This is a genomic window from Mesorhizobium temperatum, from assembly GCF_002284575.1.
GTDB classification, from domain to species: domain Bacteria; phylum Pseudomonadota; class Alphaproteobacteria; order Rhizobiales; family Rhizobiaceae; genus Mesorhizobium; species Mesorhizobium temperatum.
Genome location: NZ_NPKJ01000075.1, coordinates 330,879 through 348,844, shown reverse-complemented (window position 1 = coordinate 348,844; position 17,966 = coordinate 330,879). Strand labels below are relative to the sequence as shown.

The 17,966-nt window shown below is 59.4% G+C and carries 21 protein-coding genes and 3 pseudogenes; 10 read left to right on the top strand and 14 right to left on the bottom strand.

All coding sequences use genetic code 11. The features are described from left to right. Positions 1–967: pseudogene (locus CIT26_RS38390) on the bottom strand (hypothetical protein); the annotation flags it as partial. A 743-nt stretch (positions 968–1,710) separates the two neighbouring features. On the opposite strand from CIT26_RS38390, the pseudogene CIT26_RS38105 reads away from it, so the two are divergent. Both CIT26_RS38105 and CIT26_RS33500 read left to right on the top strand, forming a co-directional pair. Beyond that, positions 1,711–1,833: pseudogene (locus CIT26_RS38105) on the top strand (aldo/keto reductase); the annotation flags it as partial. Beyond that, positions 1,826–2,149 (top strand): SDR family oxidoreductase, encoded by a 324-nt coding sequence (locus CIT26_RS33500; protein ID WP_342587048.1) that lies wholly within the window; start codon positions 1,826–1,828, stop codon positions 2,147–2,149. The pseudogene CIT26_RS38105 and the gene CIT26_RS33500, both read left to right, overlap by 8 nt. Before the next feature lie 69 nt (positions 2,150–2,218). Here the strand turns inward: CIT26_RS33500 and CIT26_RS33495 are convergent, their stop codons facing one another. The 4 genes from CIT26_RS33495 to CIT26_RS33480 all read right to left on the bottom strand — a co-directional run bounded on the left by CIT26_RS33495 (position 2,219) and on the right by CIT26_RS33480 (position 4,626). After that, positions 2,219–2,794 carry a dihydrofolate reductase family protein gene (locus CIT26_RS33495; protein ID WP_095496565.1) on the bottom strand — a complete coding sequence of 192 codons (576 nt, stop codon included), beginning with the start codon at positions 2,792–2,794 and terminating at the stop codon, positions 2,219–2,221. Positions 2,795–2,923: 129 nt separating this feature from the next. Next, on the bottom strand, positions 2,924–3,457 hold the full coding sequence (locus tag CIT26_RS33490) for an SRPBCC family protein (protein WP_095496532.1): 534 nt from the start codon (positions 3,455–3,457) through the stop codon (positions 2,924–2,926). Further along, a complete protein-coding gene (locus CIT26_RS33485) occupies positions 3,454–3,843 on the bottom strand; it encodes an ArsR/SmtB family transcription factor (RefSeq protein ID WP_095496531.1) in 390 nt (129 codons plus the stop codon). Before CIT26_RS33485 ends, CIT26_RS33490 begins: the two co-directional genes overlap by 4 nt. Before the next feature lie 147 nt (positions 3,844–3,990). Beyond that, the gene (locus CIT26_RS33480) at positions 3,991–4,626 is read right to left on the bottom strand and encodes an ankyrin repeat domain-containing protein (RefSeq protein WP_095496530.1); all 636 of its coding nucleotides are present in this window, start codon (positions 4,624–4,626) and stop codon (positions 3,991–3,993) included. A gap of 389 nt (positions 4,627–5,015) precedes the next feature. Between CIT26_RS33480 and CIT26_RS33475 the strand changes: the two genes are divergently transcribed. The 3 genes from CIT26_RS33475 (at position 5,016) to CIT26_RS33465 (ending at position 7,514) form a co-directional block, all read left to right on the top strand. Beyond that, positions 5,016–6,254, top strand: coding sequence for an MFS transporter (locus CIT26_RS33475; RefSeq protein WP_095496529.1), 1,239 nt, complete (start codon positions 5,016–5,018; stop codon positions 6,252–6,254). A gap of 211 nt (positions 6,255–6,465) precedes the next feature. Continuing rightward, a complete protein-coding gene (locus CIT26_RS33470; protein WP_245319653.1) occupies positions 6,466–6,969 on the top strand; it encodes a histidine phosphatase family protein in 504 nt (167 codons plus the stop codon). Positions 6,970–7,121: 152 nt separating this feature from the next. Then, the gene (locus CIT26_RS33465) at positions 7,122–7,514 is read left to right on the top strand and encodes a VOC family protein (RefSeq protein ID WP_095496528.1); all 393 of its coding nucleotides are present in this window, start codon (positions 7,122–7,124) and stop codon (positions 7,512–7,514) included. A 45-nt stretch (positions 7,515–7,559) separates the two neighbouring features. On the opposite strand, the gene CIT26_RS33460 is transcribed toward CIT26_RS33465, so the two are convergent. Further along, entirely contained in the window at positions 7,560–7,883 is a 324-nt protein-coding gene (locus tag CIT26_RS33460; RefSeq protein ID WP_095496527.1) for a c-type cytochrome, read from the bottom strand. A gap of 68 nt (positions 7,884–7,951) precedes the next feature. Beyond that, positions 7,952–9,202: a PQQ-dependent sugar dehydrogenase gene (locus CIT26_RS33455; RefSeq protein ID WP_095496564.1), complete on the bottom strand. Its 1,251-nt coding sequence runs from the start codon at positions 9,200–9,202 to the stop codon at positions 7,952–7,954. 433 nt (positions 9,203–9,635) lie between these two features. Between CIT26_RS33455 and CIT26_RS33450 the strand changes: the two genes are divergently transcribed. Beyond that, entirely contained in the window at positions 9,636–10,646 is a 1,011-nt protein-coding gene (locus CIT26_RS33450) for an Lnb N-terminal periplasmic domain-containing protein (RefSeq protein ID WP_095496526.1), read from the top strand. 158 nt (positions 10,647–10,804) lie between these two features. After that, a pseudogene (locus tag CIT26_RS33445) lies at positions 10,805–11,660 on the top strand (aldo/keto reductase). Between the two features lie 138 nt (positions 11,661–11,798). Here CIT26_RS33445 and CIT26_RS33440 read toward each other — a convergent pair. Further along, positions 11,799–12,104 carry a hypothetical protein gene (locus CIT26_RS33440; protein WP_095496525.1) on the bottom strand — a complete coding sequence of 102 codons (306 nt, stop codon included), beginning with the start codon at positions 12,102–12,104 and terminating at the stop codon, positions 11,799–11,801. Positions 12,105–12,239: 135 nt separating this feature from the next. Beyond that, positions 12,240–13,043: a class I SAM-dependent methyltransferase gene (locus CIT26_RS33435; protein WP_095496524.1), complete on the bottom strand. Its 804-nt coding sequence runs from the start codon at positions 13,041–13,043 to the stop codon at positions 12,240–12,242. 216 nt (positions 13,044–13,259) lie between these two features. On the opposite strand from CIT26_RS33435, the gene CIT26_RS33430 reads away from it, so the two are divergent. From CIT26_RS33430 to CIT26_RS33420, 3 genes are all read left to right on the top strand, one after another. Beyond that, positions 13,260–14,162, top strand: coding sequence for a VOC family protein (locus CIT26_RS33430; RefSeq protein ID WP_095496523.1), 903 nt, complete (start codon positions 13,260–13,262; stop codon positions 14,160–14,162). Between the two features lie 474 nt (positions 14,163–14,636). After that, positions 14,637–14,780: a hypothetical protein gene (locus CIT26_RS36930; protein WP_167391626.1), complete on the top strand. Its 144-nt coding sequence runs from the start codon at positions 14,637–14,639 to the stop codon at positions 14,778–14,780. After that, positions 14,777–15,178 carry a DCC1-like thiol-disulfide oxidoreductase family protein gene (locus tag CIT26_RS33420; protein WP_095496521.1) on the top strand — a complete coding sequence of 134 codons (402 nt, stop codon included), beginning with the start codon at positions 14,777–14,779 and terminating at the stop codon, positions 15,176–15,178. Before CIT26_RS36930 ends, CIT26_RS33420 begins: the two co-directional genes overlap by 4 nt. A gap of 61 nt (positions 15,179–15,239) precedes the next feature. Here CIT26_RS33420 and CIT26_RS37185 read toward each other — a convergent pair whose 3' ends face one another. The 5 genes from CIT26_RS37185 to CIT26_RS33405 all read right to left on the bottom strand — a co-directional run bounded on the left by CIT26_RS37185 (position 15,240) and on the right by CIT26_RS33405 (position 17,959). Then, on the bottom strand, positions 15,240–15,872 hold the full coding sequence (locus tag CIT26_RS37185) for a hypothetical protein (protein ID WP_206072845.1): 633 nt from the start codon (positions 15,870–15,872) through the stop codon (positions 15,240–15,242). Then, positions 15,851–16,063 (bottom strand): hypothetical protein, encoded by a 213-nt coding sequence (locus tag CIT26_RS37180; RefSeq protein ID WP_206072844.1) that lies wholly within the window; start codon positions 16,061–16,063, stop codon positions 15,851–15,853. Before CIT26_RS37180 ends, CIT26_RS37185 begins: the two co-directional genes overlap by 22 nt. Next, complete coding sequence (locus CIT26_RS37175) at positions 16,027–16,635, bottom strand: hypothetical protein (RefSeq protein ID WP_206072843.1); 609 nt, start codon at positions 16,633–16,635, stop codon at positions 16,027–16,029. Before CIT26_RS37175 ends, CIT26_RS37180 begins: the two co-directional genes overlap by 37 nt. A 423-nt stretch (positions 16,636–17,058) precedes the next feature. Next, positions 17,059–17,247 carry a hypothetical protein gene (locus CIT26_RS33410; protein ID WP_095496520.1) on the bottom strand — a complete coding sequence of 63 codons (189 nt, stop codon included), beginning with the start codon at positions 17,245–17,247 and terminating at the stop codon, positions 17,059–17,061. 373 nt (positions 17,248–17,620) lie between these two features. Further along, on the bottom strand, positions 17,621–17,959 hold the full coding sequence (locus CIT26_RS33405; RefSeq protein ID WP_095496519.1) for a winged helix-turn-helix transcriptional regulator: 339 nt from the start codon (positions 17,957–17,959) through the stop codon (positions 17,621–17,623). Positions 17,960–17,966 lie beyond the last annotated feature (7 nt).

The window sequence follows — 17,966 nt, the reverse complement described above, 5'->3', positions numbered from 1 at the left end:
CCAGCACCGTGGTGGTGATCGCCGTGTCCTCGTCGCCCGAAGCGGTGTCGTCGGCGATGTCGGCGACCGCGTTGACGGTGATTGCCAGCAAGTCCGTGTCAGTGGCTAGACCATCACCGGTTGTGATTGTTAGCGTATCTGAACCGTTAAAATCTCCATTTCCCGTGTAAGTCAGACCGGATAGAATTAAATTGATGTCCGCTGCGGAGCCAACAATGGTCACCGAATTGGTGCCGTTGCCGGTCACGAGCGGGCTGCTCGAGACGTTTAGAGTACCGTGCAGAACTGAAACAGTAGTCGTTAACATACCACCATCAGGATCTGAAACCGAAACCCCTGGAATTGCCTTTGATACGTCCTCATCGGTCAATTGTACCCCGGACGGTACGGTGTTCACCGGTGCATGATTGGTGCTGAGATCGATCACGACGGGCGAGAGTTTTTCGATGGCAGAAATTTTCAGATTTATGCTCTTGAATTCATAAATCGATTGATCTGCCTGCCCAGTGCTTTGGTTGACATGGGCCGGTAGCCAAACATTGTTAAAATAGTTAATCTCGGCATTTAGGGCTGCCATAAAGGCAACATCGTTAGACTGCTGTACGCTGATTACAATTTTTAGCGTGTCAATTTCGGTGGCACCACCTTTTACAGTACCATTTCCACCATCGTAACTATCGTACCCGCTGAATGTCGTTACGCCGATTTGCGCGATACCATTGTCATATATGGTTCCCTGGAGTTTGTACTGATTCTCGTACGATACGAAAACAAGGGTGTCAGCGCCCGAACCGCCTAGCAAGCTGTCAATACCGCTGCCGCCATCCAGGATATCTGCACCGGAACCACCATTGAGAACGTCGTTTCCTCCCTCCCCTGAAAGCGCGTCGGCCCCAGAACCCCCGATCAATTTGTCGTTGTAGTCAGTGGCCGTGCCAACATAATTGTCGTCGCCATTCGCGCCCATAACACTTCCTCCCCAACGCCCCAAATTTACCTTTTGTTAGTAATGTTGAATATGATTTCATTCAACTGTCAATGAGAAACGTTGTTAACGGACCGCGATGATTTTAATTAACTTTAAAGCATCGTGGAGAATGCGTGTTGCACAAAAGGAACAGCTACTTACATTTGATCCGCGGAACAAACGCTCGTACTGCTGTTGCCAAACGCCGGCCATCAGTCAGACCAGCGCACCAATTTTCTGATAGTGATGCCCCCAGGCAGCATATGGATTAGTTGCCGCATCGATGTAGTCGCACGAAGTTATTTCAACCTAACCTGTCTTGGCGGCGCGTTCGGCGCACTCAGCCTCCGAAACCACTTTCGCGGACCCACCATTTTTGCTCTCCCAGCCAACACATCTATTTGATGTCGCGAAAATTCTGACGTGTCCGCTGGTTCTGCTTATACTCGACCCCAGCGACTCTTTTCGCCCTTCATTGTGATGATGAATGTTCCGGGGCAAATAATAATGCGAAAGTCAGCACGCGCCGGTTCGTATCTTCAGCGATCGGAGCAGTTTCCCTCGACCCACAAGTCTCGGCCGCGCAAGATTCTCGAGCACATCGGAACTATCGCTGTAGGGGTGTGTGCAAACGTGTCACCAACCTGGCAGCGGTATAATGCTGCATTCATGTAACCCATCCCAGCAACTGAAGTTCAACGCGAAAGCAGAACCTCGCTGACCGAGAGCGGGCTTAGCCAAACATCGCCGGAAAGCACCGCAAGTCCGTGGCGCAGGTGATCATCAGATGGCACCTTCAGGAAGGGCTGATCGTCATTCCAAAGTCGATCCACTGGGACTGGATCGTCGCCAATTTCGATGTCTTCTGGCCGTCCCACCATTCACGCCTATGTGGCGGCAAAGGCGTGGCTGCACGGGCTGACACGCTCCACTGCCGCTGAGCTGGGCCGTCAAGGCATCACCGTCAACGCGATCGCCCCCGGCTATTTCGCCACCGAGCTCAATACCGCACTTATGAGCGACGAGGCCTTCACCAAATGGGTCGAGACACGAACCCCCGCGGGCCGCTGGGCTCAGCCTGAGGAGCTCGGCGGAGCCGTGGTGTTTCTCGCCTCCGACGCTGCCGCCTACGTCAACGGCCATGTACCGGCGGTTGACGGTGGGCTATCGGTTTCCCTCTGACCGGCGACGTGGCCTTCAGGAATAAATTTCAGCCGGGCAGCGCTGCGAAATCTGCGAAAACCGGCTGATTTAGCCAATTCGATAGACCAGGCTGACGCGCCCATCCGTGAGCTGCTGAACCTTCCGCAGTTCGAGCCCGCGACGCTTTTGCGTTGCTCCAAACAACGCCTTCCCTTCGCCGACGAGCAGCGGATAGACGATCAGCCGCAGTTCATCCACCAGCCCGGCATCGATAAGGCTCGCGGTCATTCGCGCGCCGCCCATGAGATAGATATCCTTGCCCGGCTGCTGCTTGAGGGCAGCGATGTCTTCGAGGCTCCGCATGAAGCGCGTCTTTGGCCAGGCCGCCGAGGTTATTGTGTTCGACAGCACATAATGCGGGGTCTGTTCGGCAAAGCGGGCCCATTCGAGCTCCGCTGGCGTCGGCAATTTGCCGGTCATCGGCAGCGGCTTGTCCGGCTCATTCTGGATCGCGCTCCAGTAGCGCTCGTAGCCGGCGTACATGACGCTCCCGAGCAGGCAGGCATCGATTTGCGGCGTCAGCCCATACTCCTCCGACCACGCGTCGACCCAATCGGCGTAACCCTCGGGTCCCTCCATCTTGCCGTCGACGGAAACCTTCATTCCGGTGATCAATTTGCGCATGACTTCCTCCATCGCGCTTGCGAAATGCAAGCACGTTTCATCGTCGGGTTCGTTGCTGGTGTGCGAGCCTCCAAGGGCCGATGCCGGTGGAGGCTGGGCGGTGACTTCAGGGTGGCCGACGCGATCGTGTCAGGCCGGCAGGCGGCGGTCGTATTCTTCCCGCAGGCGGCTCCAGCCCTCCCAGAAAGAGGTCGGCGTCTTGCCCGCGAGGCGGGCAGCCAGCATGTCGAGGTGCATGTGCCAGCCGGCGGTGACGTTGAGCTGGATTGCGCGTTCCGGCAGCCGGCGATGGACGACGGTGAGCAGCACATCGTTGCCTTTCGGCTCCAGCAAGAAGGAAACGCCGCCGGTGTTTCCCCAGGTGATGGCGAGATTGTAAGGCGGATCGAGCTCGGTGATCCGGCCCTCCATCCGATGCTCTTCGGGGAAGCCCGCAGGGCGCTGGCCGGGCGGGTCGGTCAGCTCGTCGTTACGCCAGACGAATTCGAACGAGGTGCCGGCCTTCATTTCCATCTGGCCCGCGGCCATCCACTGCCGACGCAGGTCACTCTCGGTGAGATAGGCCCAGACCCGCTCGATGGGGCCAGGCAAAAGCCGCTGGATGGTGAACGTGGCGGGCTCGGTCAGCTCGCCATAGGCTTCGATGGTTTTCATCTGGTTCATTGGTCGTTTCCTTCTTTTGAAGTGGGCGATTTCCTGGAATGATCCTGGGCTTTGCGTGCGTCCTCCTCACGAAGGAGACGTTCGAGAATGTCGAGACGGTTGGTCCAGAAGCGCTCGTAGAAGCCCAGCCATTGGTGGGCGCTGGCCAGCGGTCCCGGTTCGAGGCGGCAAAGATGCGTGCGGCCCCTCACCTCTCGACGAATAAGCCCTGCATTCTCCAGCGCCTTGATGTGCTTGGAGGCGGCCGCCAGCGACATGGCGAAGGGTTCCGCCAGCTGGCTTACCGTTCGCTCGCCGCCGGCGAGGTCGCGAAGCATCCTCCGGCGGGTGGCGTCGCCAAGGGCGTGAAAAACCGCGTCGATCTGGGGTGTCTCTAATTCAACCATGTAGTTGAATATAGAGACACGCTTTCGAATTGTCAACCGATTGGTTGAATGATCTTGGAAGGGAACTCCACAGGCGGCCTGCGGCGATCGAGGACATTCGGCCAGTGCAAGACCACGGACATGGTCCCTGCGGCCGAAGCGGGACCTTCACTTGCCTTCGAAGAAAGTATGGATCGAGACTTCCAGCTTTTCGATGAGTTGAGGGTTATGGCAGCTTCCAGCCCAGATCAGGGCGTTCAGTCTCATATCCTTGTTGAGAAAGTTCATTTTCCGAGAATCAAGCAGGTATCCCGCGACCTCGTAGTGCCGTCCCTTGATAGCCTCGATAAGCGCGTTGTTTCTTCCGGTCTTGTCAGTAAGATTCACGTCGGCGCCATTCTCGACAAGCAACTTGACGACATCCAGATGCCCGTTCTTTGCTGCTTCAATAAGGGCCGTCCTGCTGTAATAGTCGGCTCTTGCATCGATCTCTATTTCCGGATGCTTCACGAGGGCTAAAATAGAGGCGTAGTGGCCCTTGGCCGAAGCAAGGCTCAAAGGCGTGCTCTTCCATTTGTTTCTGGAATTCACATCGATTGCTGGGTGTTCGATCAGCGCCTCGACCGCCGCGGTACGGGCATTGAGCGCTGCGAGATGAAGGGCTGACCAGCCGCCGCCGTCCGCCTCGTTGATATTGGCGCCGGCCGCCAATTCCGCTTGAACGGCCTCCGCATCGCCGCTTTCTGCCGCGAGCAGCAGATTCGACCAACCTCTCGCCTCTTCGGCTTCCAAGCTCTCGGTCAATGCAGTCGCCTCCCCGAATGCTCCCCGCAGGATACCATTGTTCCGGTTCGGCCGACATCCACCGGATGACCGGCTTCCGCCGAAAAGCCTTTCACATTCGACAGCGTCCGGCAAATACAATCCGAGAGGGGAAGGAGGACCTGAGCTTAAGCGAGAGGCATGATGCCTTTGAGTGCCTGACTTAAGAGCGCGACGGCGTCCGATTCACTCGCAAGCAAAGTGGCGAGGACACCGAAGTCGGACTGGCTCGTTGGTATCGGCATGGAAGTTGGACCGCTCGGACTGAAGCCAGACCTCTGATCAAAGCGGAACTGGCCGATATCCTCCGGCAGCGGAGGCCGATAGAGAACGAACCGTAAGCGCGCACTCTATCGAGACATAACAAGATCATGCAGTCCTTCAGTACGTTCGTCGTCAACAATGTCCGCTGGCTCTCGGGCGCCTTTTTGCTGACCCTCGTCTCGTCCTTCGGGCAGACCTTCTTCATCGCCTTGTCGAACGGGGGTATCCGCGAGACGTTCGGGTTGAGTCATGGCGAGTTCGGCGGGCTTTACATGCTGGCAACGGTCCTCAGCGCGGCGACTCTGCCGTTCTTGGGTCGGCCGCTGGACCGGTATTCGACAGTGACCATGGCGATCGCGACGATGCTCATGCTCGCCTGCGCCAGCATCGCGATGGGGCTCGCCGGTTCGCTGCCAACCCTGCTCCTAGCGCTCTATCTGCTGCGCCTTTTCGGGCAGGGCATGATGACCCAGACCGCTTTGACGGCAACAGGCCGCTGGTTCGCCGCGAACCGGGGCCGCGCCGTCTCGGTCGTCACGCTTGGCTTTCATGTTGGCGGCGCACTGCTGCCTTTCTTGTTCGTCCTCGTGGCCGGCCTCGTCGGCTGGAGGGGAAGCTGGTTCGTCTGCGCAGCCTTCATCCTGGTCGTGGCGTTGCCTCTGGTTTGTGCGCTGGTCTGGAAGGAACGCAATCCGCAGAGCGAGATCCAGCCGAGGGCGCAACGCGCAGTGAAGCACTGGACGCGGGCGGAAGTCCTGCGCGATCCGACGTTCTACGCCATCTGCCTGGGTGTCCTGGCTCCCGCCTTCGTCGGCACGACTATCTTCTTTCACCAGGTCTACCTAACCGAGCTTCGAAGCTGGCCGCTGCAACTCTTCGCGAGCGGCTTCGCCGTCCTATCCGCCACGACGATGGCCTTTGCGCTTCTGGCCGGGTGGCTGGTCGACCGCTTCTCGGCGGTCCAGCTGCTGCCTCTATTCCTTCTGCCGCTGGCACTGGCATGCTTCGCGGCTGCCTATCTGACGGCGCCTTTCGCCATCTTCGTCTTCATGGCGCTGCTTGGCATCAGCTACGGCTTCTCCTCGACCTTGGAGGGCGCCATGTGGCCGGTGATCTACGGCACCGCGCATCTCGGCGCGATCCGCTCGGTTGTGGTGGCCGTGATGGTTCTCGCGTCGGCGATGGGTCCCGGCATCACCGGATACCTGATCGACGCCGGCGTCGACTACGCGCTGCAACTGGCCTTGATGGGCATCTACAGTCTTGCCGCCGCCGTCCTGATGTGGAGGGTATCGCGGCGGCTGATGAGGGGCTTGTCTGTCGGCTGGAATGTTTCCAGCTCCTGATCGGCCCTGAAATCGTCGGCACTAACATTTATGTTGGGCCATATGGAATGAAAGTGCTGGTCCGCGTCGGGTCCTAAGCACCCCGAAACCACCACCTGGTTCGACATGCTGCGGATCGTAGACGGCAAGGCCGTTGAGCACTGCGACCCGGCATTGCTCAACGAGGCTCACTACCTGCAGTAGGCTGCTATCGGATAAGGTGAGAAGCAAGATGCGAATTGGACGTCGGCGATTTCTTGTCCTGTCGCTCGGAGCGGCTGCCTTCGGCAAGGCACGCGCCACCGAGCCGCTCTGGTCAGCCCTGCGATCCGGAGAAGCCATTGCCTTGCTGCGCCATGCCGCGGCCCCAGGCTCCGGCGATCCGCCTGGCTTCAGGCTCGGTGATTGCAGCACCCAGCGGAATCTGTCGGAAGAAGGTCGTGCGCAGTCCCGCGCAATCGGCGACCTGTTCCGTGCGAATGGCATCTCGTCGGCAGCCGTCTATTCGAGCCAGTGGTGTCGTTGCCTCGACACCGCTCGCCTGCTAGGGATCGGCGAAGTTGTGCCTCTCGAGCTGCTCAATTCATTCTTTGGCGACAGTTCGGCCGGCGAGCAGCGCACCGCCGCTCTTTCGGCCTGGCTTCGCGGGCAGCGTTTCGGTGGACCAGCCGTGCTTGTCACGCATCAGGTCAACATCACCGGCTTGACCGGCGAGTGCCGGATAGCGGCGAAATGATCATCGCCCGTATTCATCAGGCTGACCCCGTGCAGGTCATCGGGCATGTTGCCACGCCGGCTTGAGCATCATGGCCTTCGACCCCATCTCGTGCAGCATCGCTTCAGTCGTGGAACGACGACGTGCGAGGAGAGATCAAAGGGAGTGATGGCATGGCTATCGATTTCAACCATACAATACTGCCGGCCCGCAACAGCGAGGAGTCGGCAAAGTTCCTGGCGGAAATGCTTGGCCTTCCAGCCCCGAGGCGCTGGGGGCCTTTCCAGATGGTCACGACCGAAAACGGTGCCAACCTCGACTACATGGATACCGGCGGCGAAATCAGGCCGCAGCATTACGCCTTCCTGGTCAGCGAAGCCGAGTTCGACGAGATCTTCGGTAGGATTCGTGAACGGGATCTCCCGTACTGGGCTGACCCTGGCCGGACGCAGCTGGGCGAGATCAATCACCACGACGGCGGCCGCGGCGTTTATTTCGAGGACCCGAACGGTCATCTTCTCGAAATCATTACCCGTCAGTACGGCAGCGGCGGATGGAACCCGTGATCGCTCGGTGACGTCGCCAGGCGGCGGACGCTCTGCGAGCTGGTCTCATGGCGGAACCTGAACGGTGATCTTGATCGATGAATAATAGGCGGCGACATTCGCTATATCCTCATCGCTCAAGCCCTTGGTGACGACAGTCATCTGCTCGTTCTTGCGTTCGCCTGCCTTGAAGGCCATCAGCGCCTTGACAAGATAATCCTCCTTTTGCCCGGCTATGTTCGGCGCCTCGGGCAGCTTGGCGATGCCATCCTTGCCATGGCAGACTTGGCACTTCAGCATGACCCTTTTGCCCGCAGCGGCATCACCTCCGGCCTCCGCGAGAGACGAACAGGCAAAGAGCGCAGCCAGACTTACGATCAAACCCCGCACCCCGAACTCCTATATCCATAGGGAAATGAGCCAGGCAGCAGCAAAAGTCCGCCGCCTGGCTAAGTCGCTTAATCGCCGTAGGAAATCCGCCAGACGGCCCCAGCTAAATCGTCGGACACCAGCAGCGAACCGTCCTTGAGCATCTGAACATCGACAGGGCGGCCGAGATACTCGCCATGCTCGTTCAGCCAGCGGTCAGCGAACACTTCAGTTTTGTCCACCTTGCCGTCCGCCTTGAGCGAGGTGAACATTACCCGAGCGCCCACGGGGTCCACGCGGTTCCAGGAGCCGTGCTGGGTCGAGAAGATGCCGCCCCGGTATTTTTCGGGGAACTGCCTGCCGGTATAGAACGACAGCCCAAGATCGGCCGCGTGAGCCTCTTGCTCGACCTCTGGAAAGATCACGCCTTCGGGCACTGTGGCGTCCTTGTACTCAATCGTACGGATCTTGCCGCCGCCATACCAGGGGAAGCCAAAATTCTGGCCCGGTGCGGTAACACGGTTCATTTCACCCGGAGGGATGGTATCACCCATGCCGTCGACCTGATTGTCGTTCACCCAAAGTGTCTTGTCCTTTGGATTAAAATCCAGGCCGAGAGGATTGCGCATTCCGCGCGCATAAATTTTGCGGTCGGTACCGTCCTGCTTCATGCTTATGATGCCGCCGATGCCCAGTTTCTCGAATTCCGGGAGCAATTCGGGCGCTGGCACATTAAAGGGCTGGCCGATGGTAATATAGATGCGGTTATCGGGCCCGACGCGGCAGGTTCGGGCCGTGTGATTGAAGCTCTCGTTAGATGCGGGTATCAGCTCGCCTTGCTTCACGATATCGAAAGCCGCGACATCGGGACCTTCATAGAAAAACTCGGCGCCCGCGAACCACAATACGCGGTTCTGTTCGACGACGTAGAGGTGGCCATCTCTGGAGAAGCAAACGCCGTTCGGGACTGTCATTTTGATTGAAGGCGCGAAGACCTTCACATCATCGGCGACGCGATCCTTGTTGCGGTCGGTCATGGAATAGACCCGCTCTTTGCGGGTTCCGACGAACGTCACCACACCTTGTGGTCCCACGGCCATGTGACGCGCGTCGGGAACGATGGCATAGAGGTTGACCTTAAAGCCATCCGGGACCTTGATTTTCGCTGCAATGGCTTTGAGCGCTTCGGCGTGTTCCCCAGTCTGCGGTATCGGCTCCATCATCGGTGTGCCGGTTGTCTTGAAGTCGCGAAGTTTCTCGAGATTGGCGTTCTGCGCAAAGGCGGACGTTGCGCAAAAGGCGGCAGCGCATGACAAAACGAAAGCGAGTTTCTTGATCACGATATCCTCCCACGTGGCCAGCTTTGCGGCATCTGTGGCAGCCAGATACAACGTAGCGGGCCGTTGCTTTCGTGCGAGATTCCAGCGCCAAGCATAATCTGCCGGTCGGACCTAACGACCGAAAGCGTAGATTGCTCAAGCCCCCTGACAGTCACTTGGGACTGCAGTTGGTTGCCGCCACATCATAGCATGTTGGCCCGCCGGCTACCAATGATGAACGGCAAGCTGGCCGCGCCTCGATTGGCTTGAGGGAGAAGCTAGGCCGGGGCTTTCAACCAGCCCTGTTATCGGCTGACCGGGCGGGCGTGGAGTTGGAGTAACAGACCGAATGTGCTCCAATATGGACAAGTAGAGTTGCCTTCGAACGTCCGGTGAAAAATGGCATCCAAGCAATGAGAGGCCGCTAGACAGCAGACCGCCAGAGGGGGAATAGATGCGTCGCATCGCTCGGATCTCGCTTGCCATCATCCTTTCGCTAGCCGTCGCAATTCTGACTGCCTGGGCCGGGCTTGCCATGTGGTATCGTCTGCCTGTGGCTGAGCTTGGACGGGCTCTGGCCAGCGTCCTTTTCATCTTGTTCGGCCTCGCCACTATCATCGCGCTCTTCAGCCGGTTTCGCATCAGGGCGCTTGTCCTGTTTGCAGCTGCGTTTGCTGTGGTTCTGGTTTGGTGGAGCACCATCAGGCCTTTCGATCACGCGGACTGGGCGCCCGACGTCGCCCGTCAGGTGACCGGCACCCGCGACGGGAACCTGTTGACGCTGACTGATGTGCGCGACTTCGAATGGCGTAGCGCTACTGATTTCACCGAACGCTGGACAACGCGGACCTACGACCTCTCCAACGTTCAGACGGTCGACCTCTTCATGTCTTATTGGTCCGGGACCAAAATCGCCCATGTCATCATAAGCTTCGGCTTTGCAGGAGGTGACTATCTTGCCTGGTCGATTGAGGTGCGACGCCATGGAGGCGGCAAGTTTTCTCCCATGGCAGACCTGTTCAAGAGCAATCCCCTGGTCATTATTGCGGCTGACGAGCGAGACGTCGTCGGCGTCAGGTCAAACGTTCGCGGAGAGGATGTCCAAATCTATCGGCTAAAAGTGTCACCGGAAGCGGCCCGGGCGCTCTTGCTGGAATACGTCCTGGACGCAAATGCACTTTCCACGACTCCAGAATTCTATAATTCCATCACGACGAACTGCACGACCACGATCGTCAAGATGATGCGAGCCGTCGGTGACGTGGTCCCCCTTGACTGGCGCCTCATCGTTAACGGCTATCTTCCCGAATATGCGTATGCACGGGGTGCGCTCGATGTCAGCTTGCCGATGTCGGTTTTGAGGGAGGCAGCCCACATTGACGGCCGTGCGCGGGAGGCAGGCCTTTCGCCAGATTTTTCGAGATCGATCCGGATTGGCGTGCCATCCCCCGGTCCAATTTATTGATCTCTGGAATCGTGTTTGGAAACGCTGGGCGGTTCGAACCGGATCTCATCCCGGCTTCACGGCGCACTGCTACTTTCTCCACCTGTCGACTCGCCTTGGCGGACACCGAGCCTAGATAAGCACTGCGCTGGGGCGAAGCGATGCAGAAGGACCTGAGCATGCCTGAACAGATTACCCTGAATAAGCCTGAACAGATCACATTGAATGATGGCTCAGCCATTCCCCAGATCGGCCTTGGTGTGTGGCAGGTCGACCCAGCCATCACCAGCCAGGTGGTGAGTTGGGGGATCGAGGCCGGCTACAGATTGATCGACACCGCCGAAGGCTACCGGAACGAGGAAGGCGTCGGGCAGGCGATCCGCACGGCTGGCGTGCCGAGAAGCGAGTTGTTCATCACCTCGAAACTGCGCAACGGCGCGCACCAGCGTGACGCCGCCCTTCGGGCTTTCGACGAGACGATGAACAAGCTCGGCATCGATCAGATCGACCTGTTCCTGATCCACTGGCCAGTGGATCAGCCAGGGCAAATATGTCGAGGCGTGGAAGACCCTGATCGAGCTCAGGAATGGCGGCCGGATCAGGTCGATCGGGGTTTCGAATTTCAACCAGGACCATCTGGAGCGGATCATCGGCGAGACCGGAGTCACGCCCTCAGTCAACCAGATCGAACTCCATCCCCGGTTTCAACAGCGCCACATCAAGGAATTTCATGGCACGCACAACATCCGCATCGAAAGCTGGAGCCCGCTGGGCAGCGGCCGGCTGTTGAGCGACCCTACCCTAGAAAACATCGCCGGAAAACACCGCAAGTCCGTCGCGCAAGTAATCATCAGATGGCACCTTCAGGAAGGACTGATCGTCATTCCAAAGTCGATCCACCAGGACCGAATCGCCGCCAATTTCGACGTCTTCGATTTCGAGCTGGACGCGGCAGACCTAAAGCTCATTCGAGGCATGGATTCATCCGACGGCCGCACCGGGCCGAACCCCGTCACGGCAGCGTTCCTGTTCTGAGCGGGCGTGAGAAGAGCCAACGGCGAAGCTGCCAATCTCCCCCTTTTGGGGGAGATGCCAAGTTTTGGCGGAGAGGGCAGGACAGAGGGGGCGCTGTCCCGCCGGCTTTTTTGAATTTAGCCCTTATTTCCGCTCACCTCATATTCCCGAACCATCCAGCAGCGGGACATCTTCTTCGTCCCAGGGGCTCGGCATTGAGCCCTTGCTCAGATTGGCTGTTGGCAGCGGCATCCAGCATTTCAGCTCGGGTTCGGCGTATTCAACCACGCGTCCTGGAGACGAGTCGGAAGCGCGCCATCCTTCGCTGCCGAACTGGTCGGCTCGAGACCAATAAGCCAGGTCGACTTCCGCCGGCCCCTGTTCGGAGGGCCGAACCGTGACAAGAATTCGGCTGCCATCCCTTGGCGCGCTCGACATGTGACGCCACCGATCGGGCTCGTCCATCGCATTTCCTCCTGCAGCCTGCATCTCGTCTGTCCAGACGAATAGTCGCTTCGCGTACAAGGCCGGTCAACCCGAACTTTGCGCAGGACAGTCTATAGTTGGCGGCCTGCCGGCCTGGCGCGACGGGGCTCGCGGTCAAACCTTGGCCTTGACCGCCCAGGCTCTGGTTTTCAGGGGAATTGACCCGTCCTCGCCGCGCGGCAGACTATCGCGGAGCCGCTCCATCAATCTCTGGCGAGCTGCGGGTTCGAGACTCATGCAATAGCCGGGCGCCGGCCCCGCACCCAGGGTGAAGGGGTGCCAGTAGTCTTCAAAGTCCTTGAACACAGCGGGCATCTCAATCCTCGTGGACTCGATGGAAATGAGGCCGGCCTTCTCCGCGAAATCGGTCAGTCCATCTTGTGTGCAAAATGGAAAACGCCTGTCCTCGGTGAGGTCGATGGCACCGGGGTCAAGCGCCGTCGCAGCGGTCCAGAAGGCCCGCATGAATTCCACCCCGCCGCCAGGATAATCCCACACGTAGAACCCGATCGTCGCTCCGCGGCGGGCCACCCGCCGCATCTCGGCGAGCGCCTTTTGCTTGTCGGGGATGAAGTTGAGAACGAGCGCCGAAACGACCATGTCCTTGCTGCCCGATTCGCCAGCCAGGGCCTGCGCATCGCCTGCGAGAAACGCGACACGCTTGTCCGGCACGTTTGCCCGCGCCTTGGCGAGAAAACCCTCCGACGGGTCTATGGACACCAGGCTCCTGGGATTGCAACGGGCCAGGATGGCTGCCGAGAGCGCCCCGGTTCCGCAACCTACCTCCAGCCAGTCCAGCCCTTCTGCCGGATCGAGCCAATCCAGGAACAATGGAGCGATCTGACCGCTCCATCGCCCCATATAGAGGTCGTAGCTATCTCCGGCCTGCCAAGCGTCGTGACGCGTTGCCTCAGTCATCGCAATCTCCTCCCCGGGACAATTTCACCATTGGACCGCAGCGAGAATACGCTCGCCTCTCTCGCAGGAACAGAGGGCCAGGAAAGTGTAACCCGGGTCATACTCGGATGCCTCGACTGGTTCTCCGCCCACCAGAAGCGGTCGACCCGAACTTTGCGCAAGACAGCTATACCGTTCGCGGTTAATCTTCTCAGGCTGCAATCCGGGCGGTGTTCGATGAAGAGCGAAGATCTGCTGGCCAACACCACCCGTCTCGGCCCGGTTCATCTGCGCGTCATCGATATTCCAGCTGCCTTGCCGCTCTGGCGTGACGTGGTCGGTCTCGCCGTCCTCGCCAATGATGGCGGGATCGCCGATCTCGGCGTCAATGGCAAGTCTCTGATTGTGCTGCATGCCGGAGCGACGACCGCCCTGCCGCCAAAGTCGCGCGATCTTTTTCATGTCGCCGTCCACGTGACGACGCGCAAGGAATTGGCCCGCGTTGCCGCGCGGCTTCGGGCATCCGGCGTCAGGCATGGCGCCCAGGATCACCTGGTATCCGAATCCCTGTACGTCTCCGATCTTTCCGGCAACGGCATCGAGATCTGTTTCGATACGCCCGACCGCTTCGCATCCAGCGCGGTGACGGCGGACGGCAGCGTCTCGCTTCTCGCCAGGGACGGCACCGCGCATTCCGGCCTCGAGCCGCTGGACCTCGACCGGTTGCTGCTCGAGCTCGACACTGCGGACGATTTCAAAGTCCCGCTGGCGGCGGATGCCTTCATCGGCCACATCCATATGCGCGCACGCTCGCCCGAAACGCTGATGGCGTTCTATCTGGGCGTGCTTGGTTTCAAGCCGCACATCCAGTCCAGATCGTTCGGATTGTTTGACTGCGGGACCGACGAACGCCGGCACATGGTCGCATTCAACATCTGGGCCGGCGCCGAACTGAAGGAACCTCCGCCTGGCTCGGCGGGCCTCGAGCATTTCACAGTCATGCTTTCTTCCCGGGAGGATATGACAGCCGTCGCGCAGCGGCTGCGCCATGCCAACGTGCCCGCAAGGCAGACGGAACGGACGCTGGACGTCTCCGATCCGGAAGGAAATCGCCTGCGGATGGTGGCCGCAGGCGACTGATTGGTCATCGGTCCGCTAAGCGGCTTCCGTCCGCACCGCCGCGAGCACGACCCCGTCAACCGCCACGACAAACACCGCCGACCAGAGCGCGCTCATGCCGAGTTTCGCGCAGGAAATATCCGAACCAGAAGGCGCCGATGGCGATCGGCACGTTTGTCAGAGCGAGCGGCGCGCGCCTCCTTGTGGCAGCGCGAATTGGCTCGGAATGCCCGGATTGCCGGTCGAAATTGCAGCCCACCCAATGTCACGCACAGTCGGCGAAATCCAGCATTCCGCTTGATTTTCCGCCGATCTTCACGCATTGTTGCGCTGCACAATATCGGGGTCGTGCCTACCGTTCTCGCGAAAGGCAGCCGGCTCCAGTCTGTTGAAATCGATCGCGCTTTGACGTCGGATCGGCCAGGCCGATTTTAAGCAGCAAGGGATTACCATACCAGGATGCTTCGCGACTTGTCCGCCTACAAGAAAATGATGATGCTCGGCATTATCGGGCTGCTGTTCGTCGCTGTCCTCGATGCCTTCAGCAACCTGCCGGTCGTTTCCGGCTGTGCGTTCTACGGCAATTGCGCGATCGCCGAAGCACCGATCGAGCTCAGTCTGGATCCGACAGAGCAATGAAGCCACCTGGGAAGACGGCGCTTATCGTCTATGACGGCGACTGCATCTTCTGCCAGAGCTATGTCCGCTTTGCCCGGCTGCGCGACGCGGTCGGTCCTGTCGAGTTGCTCGACGCGCGCTCCGGCGACCCGCGTGTTGTCGGGTTTCAGCGCCAAGGCTTCGACCTGAACGAGGGCATGCTCTTCGTTTTCGAGGACCGCGTCTATCACGGCGAGGAAGCCATCAATCTCCTGGCGATCCTCAGCTCCTCTTCGACGCTTTTCGGCTGGCTCAACCGCAGGATTCTCTCAAACAGGACGGCCGCGCGGCTGATCTATCCGGCGCTCAAGCTCGGACGCCGGGCCACCCTGAGGCTGCGCGGCCGCTCGCTCATCCCTGCCGACCTTGACCGGCGCTAGACATTTCCGGGCGAAATGTATGGCTTAAGCCGACTGCCCGGCGATGGTTCTCCCAGGGCGCTCAGTGCGTGCAGACCTTCGGCCGCGAGAAATCCACGAACTTGAACATAAGAAACTTGCGTTCGAGGAGGTTGGGCATTTCGTCCGCGAAGGTCGATGTGTTGGCGCGGGTAATCGTCTCGCCATCCTTCACGTAAGTCACCCAAGCCTCGGGCTTCCGGCGCAGTTGTTTCTTCAGATCGACGAGGACGTGGTAGTTGCCCGCCCGCGACTGCCGGACGAGATGGGGCTCCGAGGAATCAATGATCTTCACCACCTCGCTCTGATAGTTGAACAGGTATGGTGGTTTGGGAAAGAGCAGATGGTTGGTCTGGCCGCCTTCCGTGTGCAGATTGCTGAACATGTTGATAGAACTTTCCGTCTTGAGCCCGACATAGGGTGACAGGCAGGAGAGGAAGAACAAGCCCGGCACCAAATAGACCCAGAGCGGCTGGCGCGGCGAGGAAACGGTCCGGCAAGGCAGGTTCTGCAGAGCCACATAGGCCAGCACGACCATCGCCGCGCCGCCCACTACCGCCCAAATGAGGATCCAGACAGAGTGGACCATCATGTCGAAGGACCGCCCGGGAAAAGTATAGGTGAGCAGAATGACGAGAGTGACCGCGAATAGCATCACGGCCGCGCCCGGCAGCAAGATACCGATCCGGCCGAACGTTCGCGCAGCGGATTGGTAAACTCCAACGAGGTGCGATAGAGCGCCTCGCTAGCGGGCGTGGGGATGCTCAGCACATACAGCGCGAACACCAGGCCGGAAAAGTCCATGTACCAGGAATAGGCCGAGATCGGGATCACGTAATGGAAGACGAGTGCGAGGATGAACCCCACGGCGAAATAGCGCTTCCAGTGAGAGACACGATCGCGATCGCCTCAATGACGAAGGTGGCGAAGATGGCAAGATACCGGCCAAAGAGATTGTCCTCGAGGCCGAACGGACGAGCCAGCGGAGCGTATAGGCCCACCGCGCAACTCACGGAAGGGTCGAGGAAGTCGGTGTTGATCTTGTGGAAGATGCCGTAGAAATACATGATGGCGAGCAGCGACCGGGCGACGATCCGGATCTGTTGATAAAGGCCCATCCGGGCCAGGGCGGCGCCACGGCCGGCGGCCCGCAGATAGAGCACCGCTGCGCTGAGCAGGATAGCCCCGTTCATCACCGCCGTGATCGTCTTGTTATTCGAAGCGACCGGCATGCGCAGCGCGTATAGCACAAGCGATACCATCACGAGCCCGATCAAAAACTCGGTCCGCCGTGGGTACAGCAGGAGTAGCAAGCTGAACAGGACGACCGACCAGCTCAGAGCGGCAAAAAGCGGCCCCTTGTAGCCAAGCATGGCGTAGATATCACCGGCGATACTGAAGATCGCCGCCATTGCCCAGAAAGGGGTAAATGCGGTCAACCCGTCAAATGTGTCGTCCCGACCGCTGACGTTCGCGATTTTGCCGCGACCAATGTTCCATGACGGTATGGCGCCTGAGGACTGCTGCTGCCCTATAGACACTAGTTAGGCCCCCTCAAGGATCCTTTTGGCGGTTCTTTCGACGTCCAACTGGGGACGGCTTGCCGCCTTCGGAACCTTTGCTCTATGTTGCACTGCAACATCAGCACGGGTTTAGATAAGAGTCAATTCGGTGTCGTCGGTAGCTCCTCCTACTGGGCATCAGCCATTGAGAGACTGCTAGCAGGCACGGTGTAGAGCGGGATGCGTTCAAATTGAACTGGCCATCCCGCTCTATCTATTGTTTAGCTGTATTTCTGCGACGCCAAACTTAAAGCCACGCACGGAGCCCTTCGGATGCGACGCGCTTTAAGAGTTCGCCGACTATCGCTGTCTTGCCGTTTTGGGAAATTCCACTACGTCCGCCGGCGGGCGCTTGTACTGGGCTGCGGCAATTGCATCGATCAGAATATCCAGAGCCGCGCGAGCAGCGCTGCTCGTCTCGTCATCGCCGCGCAAATAGTGGCAGGCTCGTTCAAGATGGAGGTGGGCGGCGGCAAAGTCGCTGGTCATGGATTCTCCTTTTGCCCGCCTCCGACAAGGATGGCCCATTTCGATTTACCCAAAGGCGAATATCCACAGCTGGATTTGAATCAATTTTGGCCGATTAACCAGATCTTCAGCATCGCGAGGCGACCTTGCTGCTGCGGACATGTGTTGAGTTCCGCCTCAGGCAACAGACCCGCTCCGGAGACCGGGGCGGGTTTTTGCTTGAATGCTTCGGGTCGAAGCCGGCATCCGCAATTGGCGCGCAGGCTGGCGTCAGTTGGGGGACAGAAGAGGCCGAACGCCTATCCAAAGCATCCGTGGGCGTGCGCGGCAGAGCGACGAACCCATTACCACCGCAGGCCTCGGAGCCCGTTCCCGGGCCGGCGTGCTGCCCGCGTCAGGCCGCTTTGCGCTGCGATTTCCATGTCTCGTGGTGCTTGCCCCACGCCGACATGACTGTCACCGCATCGTTCAGGCTAAAGCCGAGCGGCGTGATCGAGTATTCCACGCGAGGCGGCACCTCGTCATAGGCGCGCCGGCGGATCAGCCCGTCGGCTTCCATCTGCCGCAATTGTTGCGTGAGCACCTTTTCGCTGACGCCAGGCAGCAACCGGCGCAGTTCGGCAAAGCGGTATGGCCGCAGGTGCAGTTCCCATAGCAGCGAGGTTTTCCACTTTCCGCCGATGGCCTGCAGCGCGGCAGCAAAACCGCAGCTGTCTGGTTCCTTGCGCCTCATTTGGCAG

Coding starts and splice junctions, on each gene's coding strand:
- CIT26_RS33500 (WP_342587048.1), top strand. CDS start 1,826: ATGTCTTCTGGCCGTCCCACCATTCACGCCTATGTGGCGGCAAAGGCG.
- CIT26_RS33495 (WP_095496565.1), bottom strand. CDS start 2,794: ATGCGCAAATTGATCACCGGAATGAAGGTTTCCGTCGACGGCAAGATG.
- CIT26_RS33490 (WP_095496532.1), bottom strand. CDS start 3,457: ATGAACCAGATGAAAACCATCGAAGCCTATGGCGAGCTGACCGAGCCC.
- CIT26_RS33485 (WP_095496531.1), bottom strand. CDS start 3,843: ATGGTTGAATTAGAGACACCCCAGATCGACGCGGTTTTTCACGCCCTT.
- CIT26_RS33475 (WP_095496529.1), top strand. CDS start 5,016: ATGCAGTCCTTCAGTACGTTCGTCGTCAACAATGTCCGCTGGCTCTCG.
- CIT26_RS33470 (WP_245319653.1), top strand. CDS start 6,466: ATGCGAATTGGACGTCGGCGATTTCTTGTCCTGTCGCTCGGAGCGGCT.
- CIT26_RS33465 (WP_095496528.1), top strand. CDS start 7,122: ATGGCTATCGATTTCAACCATACAATACTGCCGGCCCGCAACAGCGAG.
- CIT26_RS33450 (WP_095496526.1), top strand. CDS start 9,636: ATGCGTCGCATCGCTCGGATCTCGCTTGCCATCATCCTTTCGCTAGCC.
- CIT26_RS33440 (WP_095496525.1), bottom strand. CDS start 12,104: ATGGACGAGCCCGATCGGTGGCGTCACATGTCGAGCGCGCCAAGGGAT.
- CIT26_RS33435 (WP_095496524.1), bottom strand. CDS start 13,043: ATGACTGAGGCAACGCGTCACGACGCTTGGCAGGCCGGAGATAGCTAC.
- CIT26_RS33430 (WP_095496523.1), top strand. CDS start 13,260: ATGAAGAGCGAAGATCTGCTGGCCAACACCACCCGTCTCGGCCCGGTT.
- CIT26_RS36930 (WP_167391626.1), top strand. CDS start 14,637: ATGCTCGGCATTATCGGGCTGCTGTTCGTCGCTGTCCTCGATGCCTTC.
- CIT26_RS33420 (WP_095496521.1), top strand. CDS start 14,777: ATGAAGCCACCTGGGAAGACGGCGCTTATCGTCTATGACGGCGACTGC.
- CIT26_RS33410 (WP_095496520.1), bottom strand. CDS start 17,247: ATGACCAGCGACTTTGCCGCCGCCCACCTCCATCTTGAACGAGCCTGC.
- CIT26_RS33405 (WP_095496519.1), bottom strand. CDS start 17,959: ATGAGGCGCAAGGAACCAGACAGCTGCGGTTTTGCTGCCGCGCTGCAG.